A 13,683-nucleotide genomic window follows, 5' to 3' on the forward strand; every position below is an offset into this window, starting at 1 on the left:
TTTATCCTTATGCTTTATATACTTTCACAGCGCATTTTTTAAAGTCTGTTTGTTTTGAAATAGGACAAGTCGCATCAAGGCACACTTTATTGATGAATACATTTTCATCAAACCAAGGCACATAAATAAGCCCTTTTGGTGGGCGATTTCGTCCGCGTAAATCAAGTTTTGCCTTGACTTTGCCACGGCGAGATTCTACCCACACGACTTGATTTTGTTCAAGATTCTGTGCCTTTGCGTCTTCAGGGTGCATATAGCAGAGTGCTTCAGGCACAGCACGATAGAGTTCAGGCACACGCATAGTCATCGTGCCAGAGTGCCAATGCTCAAGCACACGTCCGGTGCAAAGCCATAAAGGATATGTTTTATCGGGCATTTCGCAAGGGTCCATATAAGGGCGCAAGAAAATTTTTGCCTTATTATCAATACTCACTTTATCATCATTTGGTGCTTGAAGTGAGCCAGCAGGCATACTTTTGCCTTGATTACCATAGAATGCAAACGCCTTGCCATTACCGAGCTTTTGTGCGTAGAAGTCGTATTTTGCGTTAAATCTCCATTGTGTTTCTTTGCCATTGACTACAGGCCATCGTAAGCCTCTCACACGATGATAGGTGTCAAAATCCGCTAAATCGTGTGCGTGTCCTAAGCCAAATTGGCGATATTCTTCCCACAAATATTTATGGACAAAGAATCCATAGCCCCTAAAGACTTCGCCATCACTTCCCTCTACATTGCGATAATCGCCCAAAACTTCGGTGTTGAGTTCATTTTTTAACATAGAATCTTCTACACTAAAGGCTTTTGCGTCCTTGTTTGCAAAGAGCACATCAAAGAGCGTATCATCTTCTTTGTAACCCATAGCCTTAGCATCTTCTAAAACCGGCTTCAAATCAAGGTCAGCGTATTCTTTAGCCCACACTTCGCTAAGTTTGAATCTCTTAGAAAATTCGAGTATTTGCCATACATCAGTCATCGCCTCACCCGGTGCGACAACTTGTTGTTTCCAATGTTGTGTGCGTCTCTCGGCGTTACCATATGCACCCCATTTTTCATAAATCATTGCTGTTGGCAAAATCAAATCCGCGACTTTTGCGCTTATGCCCGGATAGCATTCGCTTACAACAATAAAGTTATCTTGCTCCCTTGCTGCAGCAATCCAGTGATTAGCATTAGCAGTATTTTGCCACGGGTTATTTACGTGAACCCACGCCCATTTGATTTTAGAATCTTCCAAATCACGCATAATTTTCAAAAATGGTGAGCCTATTTTGCCATTGAGCGTTCCAGCGGGAAGCTTCCATATTTTTTCAGTCATCTCTCTATGTTTTGGATTTGCTACTACCATATCCGCAGGGAGGCGGTGTGCAAATGTCCCAACCTCACGCGCTGTTCCACACGCACTTGGTTGTCCTGTGAGTGAGAATGCACCACTGCCGGGTTTTGCTTGTTTGCCAAGGAGCATATGCACCATATAGCTTTGCTCATTGACCCAAGTGCCTCTTTGGTGTTGATTCATACCCATTGTCCAAAAACTTACGACTTTGCGACTTTTATCGATATAGTAATCCGCCATTGTTTGAAGCTTTTGCTTGAAAGATTCTATACTTTCATCGGGGTTACCCTTAGCGAGATTTGCTACAAAATCAAGTGTATAAGGTTCTAAGCCTTTTTTGAAGTCCTCAAAGCTAATGCCCCAGTGATTGCCAGCTGCACCAGCTTTATCCATTTTCATCTCATCACCCGCTTTGATACCAAGGTATTGTAGTGTGATACCCTCATCTTCGCTTACAATTTTTGAAACTTCCTTAGCAACAATGTCTTTTTCTGAATCTTTAAATTTTGGGTGATTAGGATTATTTCGCATACCATAACCAATATTCACAAAGCCTGTGCTAAATACACAATTTTCTTTGACAAAGTTTTCATCTACGGCGTTACGATTGATAATCTCACGCGCAAGATAATTCCAAATCGCCAAATCAGTGTGAGGCTTAAAGATGATTTCAATATCCGCTAAATCCGATGTGCGGTTAGTGAAAGTGGAGAGATTGATAATCTTTACATTGCTATTGCTAAGTTTTCTATCGCTCACACGACTCCATAGCACAGGGTGCATTTCAGCCATATTCGCACCCCAAGTGATAATCGTATCGGTAAGCTCAATATCATCATAGCACCCAGCGGGTTCATCGATACCAAATGTCTCTATGAAACCAACAACCGCACTCGCCATACAATGCCTTGCGTTAGGATCAATGTTATTACTTCTAAAGCCACCTTTAATGAGCTTTACTGCTGCATAACCCTCTTGCACGGTGTATTGCCCAGAGCCAAAAACACCTATGCCTGTTGGTCCTAGTTCGTTGTAAGCTTTTTTGAATTGCTTTTCCATCTCATCAAACGCCCTTTTCCAGCTTACAGGCGCAAATTTTCCTTTTTTGTCAAATTCTCCATTGCTATTTACGCGCAAAAGAGGTTTTGTAAGTCTATCTGCTCCATACATAATTTTGGCGCAAAAGTATCCTTTGATACAATTCAAGCCTCGATTTACAGGTGCTTCGGGATCACCCTTGACGGCTACAATTTTTGCCTTGCCTTGCGCGTCTTTTTGTGTGGCTACCATAATGCCACAGCCTGTTCCACAGAATCTACACACAGATTTATCCCATTTCCATAGCTTTTGTGCCTCTTGTGCCTCTGCACTCATTACGCTTGGGATACTTAGCCCCACACTTGCTGCTGCTGAAGCCGCTGCCGCACTTTTGATAAAGTCGCGGCGTGAAAGGGTAGGCTTATTTTGCATCTTGTTTGTCATAAAACCTCCTTGAAATTTGCATACATTTGGTCTCTCCAAATGCCTTTTAGCACTTTAATGCTTATTCTCATCGTGCTATTTGATAAAAATCAAACTTATAAAAATATTTTTTAACTTTTTGGGTTTTACATATATATTTTAAATTATATAATGTAGTGTGAAATTACCTGTAATGTGTGTAAATAGAATCTAAAAATATTATAATACTGCCTTTCAAAAATAACAAAGGATAGACAGATGCAAGATAAGGCAAAAAATGCCATTGTGCTTTTTGATTTGGACGGGACACTTGTAGATTCTACACAGGCGATTTATGCGAGTTTTTGCGAGGCATATAAGAGTATGGGCAAAGTCGCTCCAAGTCGTGAGGAAGTAATTAAAACAATCGGGCATACTTTAGAAAATATGTTTATGCAAAATGGTGTATTGCATACAGAAGTTGATGAATATGTGCGCCATTATAGAATCTGCTACCGCACTCTTATGGAGGCTGGCACACATTTAATCCCTCACGCAAAAGAAGCGGTGATTGAGGCTTATGACTTTGCGTATCTTGGTGTCGTAACAACAAAGCGCGGAGATTTTTCGCAGATTCTATTAGAAAAGCTCGGTGTGTGGCAGTATTTTGATGGTATTATTGGTATTGAATCTGTGAGTCGCCCCAAGCCCGATGCTGAACCCATTTTAAAGATGTTGGAGCATTTACGCGTTGCGCAAAGGGGCATAGCGCAGGATAGAATCTTTATGGTGGGCGATACTTCGCTTGATATTTGTGCTGCTAAAAATGCGCAGATTCAATCTGTGGGTGTGCTGTGTGGCTTTGGCGATAGAAAAAGCCTAGAAGCCCAAAATGCACTCATATGCGAGAACGCACTTGAAGCCGTGCGTTATATTGCGCAAAAATGTAGTATTTAGCCCTTGTTTTTTTACTTTAGCTAAAATGGTAGGTTTATTGTAAATTATGATTTTTGGGAGGAGTAATGGCGACAGAACCAATGACGAATTATGGCTATGAGAAGCTGTGCGCAGAGCTTAAGAATCTTAAAGAAGTGGAGCGTCCGCGTATCGTGGTGGAAATCGATGTAGCACGAAGCCACGGGGATTTAAAAGAAAATGCAGAATATCACGCTGCACGAGAGAAACAAGCCTTTATTGAGGCGCGTATAAACGAGTTAGGGCAGATGTTGGCAAATGCGCAAATTATTGATCCCGCGAGTTTGCCACACGACAAAGTAAGTTTTGGCTCAAGTGTGAAAATTGTGAATCTTGATACTGACAAGGAGTTTGTCTATACATTGGTAGGCTCAATGGAGAGCGACCCATCTAGGGGGCTTATCTCTGTGTCTTCACCTATCGCAAAGGCTCTCATTGGCAAAAAAGAGGGTGATGAGGTAAGTATAATGCTACCGAGTGGTGAGAATGAATTTGAAATCTTAGAAGTTTTTTATAGAGAGATTAATTTTAAAGGTGAGTGATGAAACAAGCTTATATCAAAATCAAAAAACTTCATCAAAAAGCCATTATTCCAAGCTATCAAAGCGCACAGGCTGCTGGTTTTGATCTACACGCACTCAAGGATTTTGTATTGGGTGCGAGAAGTAGAGCACTCATCGAAACGGGCTTAGCTTTTGAAATAGAATCTGGCTTTGAAGTGCAGGTGCGCCCACGCAGTGGCTTGGCACTCAAAAATGGTATATCTGTGTTAAATACCCCTGGCACGATTGATAGTGATTATCGTGGAGAAATTAAGGTAATTCTTGTCAATCACGCCGATGAGGATTTTCATATTTGTGCGGGTGATAGAATTGCTCAAGCGGTGATAAGCGAGGTAACTCAAGCGGTTTTTATCGAAGTGGAGAATCTAGAGGAAAGTGAGCGCGGAGACAGGGGCTTTGGCTCTTCTGGTGTGAAGTGATATAAAGGAGAATAAATGAGTTTGCAATCAAATTTAAAAAATGTCAAAGAATCTTTTGATAGAGATGAGAAGATTCTAGAGAGTGCGTTTGCGCTGGAGATTTTATGGAAGCGATATCGCAAGTATTTCATAGCGATTTTTGCACTTGCTGTATGCGCGCTCTTAGGCTGGTATGTGAGCGGATATATAGAATCTAAACGCGCAGATGAAGCGACAAGTGCGTATGCAAAGATCCTCATCAATAGCAGTGATGAGGAGGCATTAGCTACGCTCAAAAACAAAAGCCCGGAGTTGTATGATATGTATCGCTTTTTTAATGCAGATAATGATATAGAGACTTACAAAGAGTTAGCAATTTCTAATAATTCCTTTGTGCGCTCCTTGGCTGCTTATGAGGTAGCTTCTCTACAAGCAACCGCGTTTGTAGAATCTCATACTGCTTCATCGGGTGAGATAAGCTCTAATGTAGATTCTGAAGCTTTGAAAAATCGCGTTGCAATGCTTGAGCACACGAGTTTAAGGGGTTTAAGAAATCTTGCCCTTTTACAGGAAGCGTATTTGCTTTTTACTTTTAATAAAGCAGATGAGGCTCATCAAAAGCTTATGCTTATACCTGAAAATAGCCTATTTTGGGCAGAGGCTGTGAGTCTAAAGCATTTGGGCGTATCGTCAAAAAGAGAGTAATTGATGTCGCAAAAATATATCAAAAATATGATTTTTAAAAATCTCATTTATTGCACTTGCGTGTGCGCTTTCATCATATCTGGTTGTAGCTCGAAAAAACATTTTGAGCCTAAAATCATTAGTGGCAAGGTAAATTTTAGCGACAAGTTGAGCGCACCCATAAAGAGTGCTACGCGTGAGGGCGCAATACTTAAAGACAATACGCTAGTGAGCTATACACGTGGCATCACACCTATTATTTTGGAATCTAATCATAAATTTTTAGCAGAGGATAAAAACACTTATGTGTTGCAAAAGGGGTGTGGGGAAATTTTGATTATGGAATCTGCACACGATTTTTTACAAAGCATACCTTTTGATAAATGTGCGCTCTCTGCTGATATTAAGGGTAATGAACTTGCCTTGGTGCTGATTGATAACACCATAGTTTATTATGATATAGCACAAAAAAAAGAGCTTTTCTCTCAAAAACTTTCGCCTGTCCTAGCGATAAACTCCTATATTGCTTCACCGCAAATTGGCGATAAGTATGTTATTTTTCCTGATTTGGAAGGAAAGATTCTTGTCTATGATAAGGCACAAAATAAGATTATTAAAGATATTTTAATCGTAAGTGACAAGTTTTTTAGTAATGTGATTTATATGTATGCGAAAGATAATTATCTCTTGGCGGCGACTGCAAAGAGAGTGAGTGCGATTATCGATGATAGGAGCTTTAAATATGATATAGATTCGCGTGATGTGTTGTTTTATGATAATAAGGTATATGTGCTTAGCATTGAGGGGGAGATTTTAGAGTTTGATCATACTTTGAAACTCTTGCGTAAGGTGCGACTGCCTTTTGCGGTGCTAAGTGGCATTGTGATTGCAGACAATACGCTTTATACGCTCGAAAAGGGTGGTTATCTCATCGCTTTAAGTTTCGATGATTTTGCCCCTATGGTATATAAGCATAATCTGTCTAAGAAAAAAAGCCTTTTTTATAATCGAAATACGATATTTTATGATAAAGTATATAAGAGGTTTTAATAATGCTTCTGTGTGATATAGGCAATACTTTTTTGCATTTTTACCATAATGGCAAGATATGGAAAGAAAAGCCATATTCGCTCACAAAAAAAAGAAGCGATATTCCTATTTATTATATTAGCGTGAATGAGCGATTTGAGCGCTGTCTGCTTGCCTCGCACCCCTATTGTATAAATGTAGGTGGGCATATTGAGGTAGAGAGCGGATATGCAGGCTTAGGCGTGGATAGAAAGGCAGCGTGCAGGGCGATTGATGATGGAGTGATTATTGACGCGGGTAGCGCGATGACGATTGATGTGATGGATTCAGGCATACATATCGGTGGCTATATTATGCCCGGGTTGGAGGCATATAGAAAGATGTATGCGGAGATTTCGCCCGTGTTAGACCGCAGTATAGAAATGGCTGTGAATCTAGCAAATCTCCCTCAAAACACGACAGATGCCATAAGTTTTGGTGTGCTTAAAAGCGTGGTTTTAATGATTAAAAATACCTCACGCACAAAGAAATTGTATTTCACAGGGGGTGATGGCAAGTTTTTTGCACGTTTTTTTGAAAACGCAATTTATGATAATACGCTCGTGTTTAAGGGTATGCAAAAAGTCTTACAAAAGCATATATGAGCGAATTAGACTTTAAAAAATTTGGAAGATTCTAAAAGAGAAAGGAGAGAAAAATGATAAAAATAGCCTTGCCTAAAGGGCGCATAGCACAAGAGAGTTTAGCATTATTTGAACGACTTTATAGTGGGAATTTTGTTTTTGACGATAGGAAATTAATTTTAGAACATAATGATTTTACTTTTTTGCTTGTACGTAGTCAAGATGTGCCGACCTATGTCTTTCATCAGGCGGCTGATGTGGGGATTGTGGGACTAGATGTGATTGAGGAGCAAGAGGCTAATATCGTGCGGCTTTTGAATCTTGGCTTTGGCAAGTGTAAGGTTGTGGTTGGCTCACCTGTAGGAAAGAGTCTAGATTATCAAAAGCCAAAGTTAAAGATTGCGACAAAAATGCCAAATATCACGCGCAAATATTTTGCAAACAAAGCTGTGTCTATCGAATCTTTGAAACTCTATGGTTCGATTGAGTTAGCCCCGCTTGTGGGTTTAAGCGATGCGATTGTAGATATTGTGGAGACTGGCAGCACTATGGCGCAAAATAATCTTAAAATTGATGAAGTGATTATGGAATCTAGTGCGTATCTTGTGGTTAATAACAATAGCTTTTATGAAAAGAAGGAGCAGATTCTAGCTCTCTATAATGAGCTTAAAAAAATTACAGCTACTCAATAGCAGAGTGTAGTATCTCTTGGGATTTTTTGAGTGCCTCGAGCTGAAAATCTTTAAGTGCATTTGTGTTTGGTTTAGTGGGTGCCATTGGTGTGGTGGGTGCAGTGGCTGCTTGATTTTTATTTATCTCATTAGGAAGCATACCGCGGGGCATTTTGACAAATATATCTTCATAATTTTTCTTACCCAAATGATGACGAATATAAATCTCTCCGCTATTTTGCGAGTAGATATAGGTGTCTTTGCCATCTGAAAACATCACCCATTCTCCGGCAAATAGATTCGCAGCTATACATACACTCCATAGAATATTCTTCATTCTAGCTCCTTTAGATATTGTAAAAGTGCGGGGTAGATTCTAGCCTCTTGTCGCAAATTTTCGCGCAATATTTTGGCATCAGGGCAGTATTGTATCACAAGATTCCAAAAAGCTTTAGAGTGATTTTTATGCACGATATGGGCTAGTTCGTGGATAATCACATAATCAATTAATGTCTGTTTGGCAAAAATTAGCATAAAGGAAAAGCAGAGGCGGTTTTTACCGCTACAACTCCCAAAGCGTGATAGGGCTTGAGTGATTTTCACCGAGCGATATTCTAAGCCCATAAGCATTGCTTGTGAATCTACCTTGATGCTAATGTAGGCAAAAAGTAAAGCCTTAAGCCTTGCTTGTAGTGAAGAAGTCTTTGGGATAGAATCTAATGTGTTGGGGCTTAAATTGAGTGCTTGAGGGGATAAGGTGTGGATTTGATGCAATTTATACCATTTGCCAAAAATAAGTATTTGATTGTTGTGATTTTCTAGGCAAGTTTGTAAATTGATACGATTGTTTTTAAGTTTATACAGTGTGGATTCTATCCACAAGTGATTATTCATCACAAAGTCGAGCAAACGCGTATGTGAAAAATGTAGTGGCACGCGCACATACATAGAGAGATTGTTTTTAATCACAATGCGCGGGTAGGCTATATTTTTGTGTTGAATGTGGATTGATAGGGCATTTGGATAAGTTTTTTGCAGTATGTTTAACATAAATGTGGCTACTTTGAGTTATAATTTCGCCCATTATAACAAAATGGAGAAAATATGAAAGTTTTGCTTTTAGAAAATGTGCAGGGTTGTGGCAAAAAAGGAGAAATTGTTGAGGTAAAAGATGGCTATGGTCAAAATTTTCTTATTGCTAAGGGTAAGGCACAGCGCGCAACAAATGAGGTAATAAACAAATATAAAGCACAAATCAAAAAACAGCAAGAAATAGAGGCACTAGAGATTGCAGAACTCAAGCAACTTAAACAAAGTATAGAATCTTTAAAACTCACTTTGCATAAAAAAGTGGGTGCGAACGATACGCTTTTTGGCTCAATTACTAAAGATGAGATTGCTGTGGTTTTGAGCGAACACAAGATAGAGATTGATAAAAAGCATATTGACATACCTCAAGCCATAAAGCACACAGGGGAATTTGAAGTGCAAGTAAAATTGGGGCATAGTATCAATGCAACTCTCAAGCTTACAATAAAATCCATTAAGGAATAAATATGTTTGAGGCGACTACCATACTTGGCTTTCGGGGCGAATATAATGGCAAACAATGCGCAATTATTGGCGGAGACGGGCAGGTAACCTTTGGAAATTGTGTATTAAAAGGGAATGCGACAAAAATCCGCACCCTTTACAATGGGCAAATTCTTAGTGGGTTTGCTGGAAGCACCGCCGATGCGTTTAGCCTCTTTGATACATTTGAGCGCATTTTGGAAGGGCGCAAGGGCGACTTGGTGCGTAGTGTAATGGAGTTTGCAAAGCAGTGGCGAAGCGATAAATATCTGCGTAAATTAGAAGCGATGATGATAGTGCTTAATAAAGAGCATATCTTTATTTTAAGCGGAAGTGGCGATGTGGTAGAGCCAGAAGATGGACAAATCGCTGCTATCGGCAGTGGTGGGAATTACGCATTAAGTGCGGCTCGGGCATTAAATGCACATAGCAATTTAGCACCAAAGGAGCTTGTTGAGCAATCTTTGCGTATCGCAGGGGAGATATGTATTTATACAAATACGCAGATTAAGATTTTGGAATTATAAAATGGAGTGTATATGAAAGAAAATATGACACCAAAAGAAATTGTAAGCTACCTTGATGGCTACATCATCGGTCAGTATGAGGCAAAAAAGGCAGTTGCCATTGCTTTACGAAATCGTTATAGAAGAATGAAGCTCGATAAAGAGGTGCAGGAGGAGATTACGCCAAAAAATATTCTTATGATTGGCTCAACAGGTGTGGGTAAGACAGAAATTGCAAGACGAATGGCAAAAATGATGGGATTGCCCTTTGTGAAGGTTGAGGCGAGTAAATACACAGAAGTGGGTTTTGTGGGTCGAGATGTAGAATCTATGGTAAGGGATTTGGTCCTTGCAAGTGTAAATCTTGTCGAAAATGAGCATAGACAAAAAGCACAGGCGCAAATTAATGACTATATCATCGAAAAAATTACTCAAAAACTGCTCCCACCATTGCCAAGTGGCGCGAGTGATGCGAAAAAAAGCGAGTATGATATAAGTTTTGCGAAAATGAAGCAGCGCGTAATTAAGGGTGAAGTCGATGACTTGATGATAGAAGTGGAGATAAGCAAAAAACAAAATATCAGTGATGATAATCTCCCACCGGATATGGTTAAAATGCAAGAATCTATATTCAAAGTGCTCAATGTTACGCAAGATAAAGTTAAGAAAGAAATGAGTGTGAAAGAGGCGAAAGAAGCCCTCACAAATGAAGCAACAGAATCTGTGCTTGACACGGAGAATATCCGCTCGGAGGGGCTAAGGAGAGCAGAGCAAAGCGGTGTGATTTTTATCGATGAAATTGATAAGGTGGCACTTGGGCATAAAGATAGCTCAAGGCAAGACCCTAGCAAAGAGGGTGTACAGCGGGATTTGCTCCCTATCGTAGAGGGAAGTGTCGTCAATACTAAATATGGGCAGATTAAGACAGATTATATTTTATTCATCGCGGCGGGAGCGTTTCATTTTAGCAAACCGAGTGATTTAATCCCGGAGTTGCAGGGAAGATTTCCATTGCGCGTGGAGTTAAGCACACTTGATGAGGAGAGTTTATATAGAATCCTCACCCAAACAAAAAGTTCTCTTTTGCGGCAATATCAGCTTTTACTTGATACAGAGGATATATGTCTTGAATTTAGCGATGAGGCGATTAGAGAGTTGGCTCGGCTTTCACATAATGCAAATGAGCGCACAGAGGATATTGGTGCAAGGCGACTACACACGACCATAGAGCGAGTTTTGGAGGATATTAGCTTTGATGTGGATAAATACAGGGGCAAGGAAGTAGAGATAAGTGGTGAAATGGTGCGTGAGGCGTTGGCGGATTTGGTAGAGAATGTTGATTTAGCGCGATATATACTTTAGAATCTATGGAATCCACACATACTTCAAAACCTACGCTAGAGCCTCTACCAAAGCATAAGGCACAGGATTCGCATACTCGTGCGGGGTTTGTCGCTACACTGGGCAGACCAAATGCGGGAAAATCTACTTTGCTTAATGCACTTTTGGGAGAGAGGGTTGCGCTTGTATCACACAAGGCAAATGCCACGCGCAAACAAATGCAAATGATTGTGCCATATCCTCCATTGCACGCACAGATTGTGTTTGTGGATACGCCGGGTATTCATCATAATGAAAAGCTTTTGAATCAGTATATGCTTTCACAAGCCCTAAAGGCTATGGGGGATTGTGATTTGGCACTTTATCTCGCGCCTGTGAGCGATGAGGTGGCGCATTATGAGGAATTTTTGCGCCTAAGTGGTGGTTTGGCACACATACTGCTTTTAACAAAAAGTGATACTTGTAGCAAGGAGCAGCTTTTGCTAAAAATCGCGCAGTATCAAGCCTATGATACGTATTTTCTTGAGCTTATCCCTATAAGCGTGAAAAAGGGATTTGATAGGGATTATATTTTGCGTCAAGTCGCTATGCACTTACCTTTTGCGCCATTTTTTTATGATGAAGAGTTACTTACACCTGTAAATCTTAAAGAAATTTATAAAGAAATGATACGGGAAAGTCTTTTTGAGAATCTTAGCGATGAGATTCCATATGAAGCCGATGTGCTGATAAAAAGCTTCAAAGAAAATCAAAAGCTTGATAGAATCCACGCGCATATCATTGTAGAAAAGCATAGTCAAAAGGCGGTTGTGATTGGCAAGGAGGGCTCAAGCATCAAACGCATAGGCATAGGTGCGAGAGAAAAAATGCAGGTTTTTAGTGGCAAGAATGTGTTTTTACAGCTTGATGTGGTAGTGCAAAAAGGCTGGAGCAAACAAAAAGATGTGTTGAAAAAAATTGGATATGATTTTAATGAATAATGCAAAAAGGAGTAGTGAAGAATGAATGCATTAGTAAAATGGCTCTTGTGCGTAGCTGTGGGGTTCTCAAGCGTGTTTGGTATTGATGCGCAAATGCTAAAGCTTGTCAATGAATACAAAAAAAATGGTATAGGAGCGGTGGAAGGCATACTCGAGGAATATCTGCTCAACAAGGAGTATTGGGCGGAATATTTGAAGGACAATAGCACAGAATATGGATATTTTGAGGATATGAAATTTTTGTTTGTATCAAACAAGAGTATGCCCTCACTCACTCTTTATGAATTGCAAAATGCAAAGCTAAAGGAGCTTGGCACTTCAAGTGCGCTTGTGGCAAAGGGTAAGGGGAATAAGAAAAAAGAGGGCGATTTAACCACACCCATTGGCTCATATGATTTGAACGCGCGTTTAACGGGGTTAGATCAATATTATGGACCACTCGCATTTGCTACAAGCTATCCTAATGTGTATGATAGATCTTTGAAAAAGACAGGCGGGGGAATCTGGATACACGGCTTACCACTTAATGGTGATAGGGAAGAGCTTAATACGCGCGGGTGTATCGCCATTGATAATGAGATTCTAAAAAAATATGACAAGCTTATTGATTGGCAAAAAACGATGTTAATTACTTATGAGGATAAGTTTAAGCCAACAAATACCGATGAACTTGCTATTGTGCTCTCTAGTTTGTATCAATGGAAAAATGTGTGGCAAAAAAGCGACTTGCAAACTTATTTAAGCTTTTATGATGAGCAGAATTTCTATCGCCCAGATGGTATGAGCTTCAAGGCATTTAAGGAGCATAAAAGGCTTATTTTTGCTAAGAATGAGAGCAAGAGCATACACATTTCACATATAAATGTTTCGATTTATCCAAATGAGGAGCACCGCAATATGTATCGCATAAGCTTTATGCAGGATTATAAGGCATTTCTCAATGGCAAACCAAGCTTTAACTCAAATGGCAAGAAAGATATGTATGTAGTCGTAGAAAATGGCAAGATGAAGATTCTAAGTGAGAGGTAAGATGAGATAGAATCTTTCTTTCACAAAAAGTTTTTTAAGTGCGTGAGCGGTATATTTCAAATAAAAGGGGATAAATATATAAGTGTGGCTCTGTGGTTTTGCCACTGCACTTAATCATTCTCCTTATGACTTTATCATCATTCTTAGAATAATAGCCATTTATCCTAGATTCCTTAATGCTTTTACTTGTGCTTTATCTTTATTGTTTTTACTCGTTTTCAAGGATTGCCTAAGCTAGATTCTAAATCCTTATTAAAAGCCATTTCTATGGAGTAGATTATTCTAAATATTAAGGATAAAAGCATTTGTGGAGTAGTTTTATAATATAACAAGTTTATATAAAAACAAAGTCAAAGTGAAGTAAGGTAAGGAAAAAAAGGTAGGTAAAGCAAAGATAAGTAAGTATCACAAAGACATTAAAGCAAATAAGTAAATGCTACTTATTTGCTTTAATGTCTTTCTTATTCTAATATACTTTGGCAAAGTTTCTAAAAGAAGTGAGATTTGATAAATCTTATAAGAATCTTTAAATAAGG

Annotated in this window: 15 protein-coding genes; 12 read left to right on the forward strand and 3 right to left on the reverse strand. The window is 39.5% G+C overall.

Annotated features, from left to right (window positions below):
• Positions 1-7 precede the first annotated feature (7 nt).
• Complete coding sequence (gene napA / locus LS67_RS02325; RefSeq protein WP_034327324.1) at positions 8-2,818, reverse strand: nitrate reductase catalytic subunit NapA; 2,811 nt, start codon at positions 2,816-2,818, stop codon at positions 8-10.
• A gap of 237 nt (positions 2,819-3,055) precedes the next feature.
• On the opposite strand from napA, the gene LS67_RS02330 reads away from it, so the two are divergent.
• The 7 genes from LS67_RS02330 to hisG all read left to right on the forward strand — a co-directional run bounded on the left by LS67_RS02330 (position 3,056) and on the right by hisG (position 7,740).
• Positions 3,056-3,733 carry an HAD family hydrolase gene (locus LS67_RS02330; protein WP_034327323.1) on the forward strand — a complete coding sequence of 226 codons (678 nt, stop codon included), beginning with the start codon at positions 3,056-3,058 and terminating at the stop codon, positions 3,731-3,733.
• Between the two features lie 65 nt (positions 3,734-3,798).
• Positions 3,799-4,293 (forward strand): transcription elongation factor GreA, encoded by a 495-nt coding sequence (greA, locus tag LS67_RS02335; protein WP_201274011.1) that lies wholly within the window; start codon positions 3,799-3,801, stop codon positions 4,291-4,293.
• Positions 4,293-4,733 carry a dUTP diphosphatase gene (dut, locus tag LS67_RS02340; RefSeq protein WP_034327322.1) on the forward strand — a complete coding sequence of 147 codons (441 nt, stop codon included), beginning with the start codon at positions 4,293-4,295 and terminating at the stop codon, positions 4,731-4,733. The genes greA and dut overlap by 1 nt, the downstream gene beginning before the upstream one ends.
• Positions 4,734-4,748: 15 nt before the next feature.
• Positions 4,749-5,417 carry a hypothetical protein gene (locus tag LS67_RS02345; protein WP_034327320.1) on the forward strand — a complete coding sequence of 223 codons (669 nt, stop codon included), beginning with the start codon at positions 4,749-4,751 and terminating at the stop codon, positions 5,415-5,417.
• Positions 5,418-5,420: 3 nt separating this feature from the next.
• Entirely contained in the window at positions 5,421-6,446 is a 1,026-nt protein-coding gene (locus LS67_RS02350) for a plasminogen-binding protein (protein ID WP_236096325.1), read from the forward strand.
• Positions 6,447-6,448: 2 nt separating this feature from the next.
• Positions 6,449-7,069: a type III pantothenate kinase gene (locus tag LS67_RS02355; RefSeq protein WP_034327319.1), complete on the forward strand. Its 621-nt coding sequence runs from the start codon at positions 6,449-6,451 to the stop codon at positions 7,067-7,069.
• 53 nt (positions 7,070-7,122) lie between these two features.
• Positions 7,123-7,740 carry an ATP phosphoribosyltransferase gene (gene hisG / locus LS67_RS02360; protein ID WP_034327318.1) on the forward strand — a complete coding sequence of 206 codons (618 nt, stop codon included), beginning with the start codon at positions 7,123-7,125 and terminating at the stop codon, positions 7,738-7,740.
• Here hisG and LS67_RS02365 read toward each other — a convergent pair.
• Both LS67_RS02365 and LS67_RS02370 read right to left on the reverse strand, forming a co-directional pair.
• Positions 7,730-8,056 carry a hypothetical protein gene (locus LS67_RS02365; protein ID WP_034327317.1) on the reverse strand — a complete coding sequence of 109 codons (327 nt, stop codon included), beginning with the start codon at positions 8,054-8,056 and terminating at the stop codon, positions 7,730-7,732. The two genes, hisG and LS67_RS02365, sit on opposite strands and share 11 nt — an antisense overlap.
• Positions 8,053-8,769 carry a YgjP family zinc-dependent metalloprotease gene (locus LS67_RS02370; protein WP_034327316.1) on the reverse strand — a complete coding sequence of 239 codons (717 nt, stop codon included), beginning with the start codon at positions 8,767-8,769 and terminating at the stop codon, positions 8,053-8,055. The genes LS67_RS02365 and LS67_RS02370 overlap by 4 nt, the downstream gene beginning before the upstream one ends.
• A gap of 54 nt (positions 8,770-8,823) precedes the next feature.
• Between LS67_RS02370 and rplI the strand changes: the two genes are divergently transcribed.
• Genes rplI through LS67_RS02395 form a run of 5 tightly spaced genes read left to right on the forward strand, consistent with a single transcriptional unit; the run spans position 8,824 to position 13,147 of the window.
• Positions 8,824-9,273, forward strand: coding sequence for a 50S ribosomal protein L9 (gene rplI, locus LS67_RS02375; RefSeq protein ID WP_034327315.1), 450 nt, complete (start codon positions 8,824-8,826; stop codon positions 9,271-9,273).
• A gap of 2 nt (positions 9,274-9,275) precedes the next feature.
• Positions 9,276-9,818 (forward strand): ATP-dependent protease subunit HslV, encoded by a 543-nt coding sequence (hslV, locus tag LS67_RS02380; RefSeq protein ID WP_034327314.1) that lies wholly within the window; start codon positions 9,276-9,278, stop codon positions 9,816-9,818.
• Between the two features lie 24 nt (positions 9,819-9,842).
• The gene (gene hslU, locus LS67_RS02385; RefSeq protein ID WP_407081058.1) at positions 9,843-11,159 is read left to right on the forward strand and encodes an HslU--HslV peptidase ATPase subunit; all 1,317 of its coding nucleotides are present in this window, start codon (positions 9,843-9,845) and stop codon (positions 11,157-11,159) included.
• 5 nt (positions 11,160-11,164) lie between these two features.
• A complete protein-coding gene (gene era, locus LS67_RS02390; RefSeq protein ID WP_081953926.1) occupies positions 11,165-12,118 on the forward strand; it encodes a GTPase Era in 954 nt (317 codons plus the stop codon).
• A 21-nt stretch (positions 12,119-12,139) separates the two neighbouring features.
• On the forward strand, positions 12,140-13,147 hold the full coding sequence (locus LS67_RS02395) for a L,D-transpeptidase Cds6 family protein (protein WP_034327312.1): 1,008 nt from the start codon (positions 12,140-12,142) through the stop codon (positions 13,145-13,147).
• The last annotated feature ends 536 nt before the right edge of the window (positions 13,148-13,683 follow it).

It is taken from the genome of Helicobacter sp. MIT 03-1616 (assembly GCF_000765685.2).
GTDB lineage: Bacteria > Campylobacterota > Campylobacteria > Campylobacterales > Helicobacteraceae > Helicobacter_C > Helicobacter_C typhlonius.

What these genes read in the sequence shown, in the direction of transcription:
- dut (WP_034327322.1), top strand. Translation starts at nt 4,293, where the DNA reads ATGAAACAAGCTTATATCAAAATCAAAAAACTTCATCAAAAAGCCATT.
- napA (WP_034327324.1), bottom strand. Translation starts at nt 2,818, where the DNA reads ATGACAAACAAGATGCAAAATAAGCCTACCCTTTCACGCCGCGACTTT.
- greA (WP_201274011.1), top strand. Translation starts at nt 3,799, where the DNA reads ATGGCGACAGAACCAATGACGAATTATGGCTATGAGAAGCTGTGCGCA.
- hisG (WP_034327318.1), top strand. Translation starts at nt 7,123, where the DNA reads ATGATAAAAATAGCCTTGCCTAAAGGGCGCATAGCACAAGAGAGTTTA.
- LS67_RS02330 (WP_034327323.1), top strand. Translation starts at nt 3,056, where the DNA reads ATGCAAGATAAGGCAAAAAATGCCATTGTGCTTTTTGATTTGGACGGG.
- LS67_RS02345 (WP_034327320.1), top strand. Translation starts at nt 4,749, where the DNA reads ATGAGTTTGCAATCAAATTTAAAAAATGTCAAAGAATCTTTTGATAGA.
- LS67_RS02365 (WP_034327317.1), bottom strand. Translation starts at nt 8,056, where the DNA reads ATGAAGAATATTCTATGGAGTGTATGTATAGCTGCGAATCTATTTGCC.
- era (WP_081953926.1), top strand. Translation starts at nt 11,165, where the DNA reads ATGGAATCCACACATACTTCAAAACCTACGCTAGAGCCTCTACCAAAG.
- LS67_RS02395 (WP_034327312.1), top strand. Translation starts at nt 12,140, where the DNA reads ATGAATGCATTAGTAAAATGGCTCTTGTGCGTAGCTGTGGGGTTCTCA.
- hslU (WP_407081058.1), top strand. Translation starts at nt 9,843, where the DNA reads ATGACACCAAAAGAAATTGTAAGCTACCTTGATGGCTACATCATCGGT.
- LS67_RS02355 (WP_034327319.1), top strand. Translation starts at nt 6,449, where the DNA reads ATGCTTCTGTGTGATATAGGCAATACTTTTTTGCATTTTTACCATAAT.
- rplI (WP_034327315.1), top strand. Translation starts at nt 8,824, where the DNA reads ATGAAAGTTTTGCTTTTAGAAAATGTGCAGGGTTGTGGCAAAAAAGGA.
- hslV (WP_034327314.1), top strand. Translation starts at nt 9,276, where the DNA reads ATGTTTGAGGCGACTACCATACTTGGCTTTCGGGGCGAATATAATGGC.
- LS67_RS02350 (WP_236096325.1), top strand. Translation starts at nt 5,421, where the DNA reads ATGTCGCAAAAATATATCAAAAATATGATTTTTAAAAATCTCATTTAT.
- LS67_RS02370 (WP_034327316.1), bottom strand. Translation starts at nt 8,769, where the DNA reads ATGTTAAACATACTGCAAAAAACTTATCCAAATGCCCTATCAATCCAC.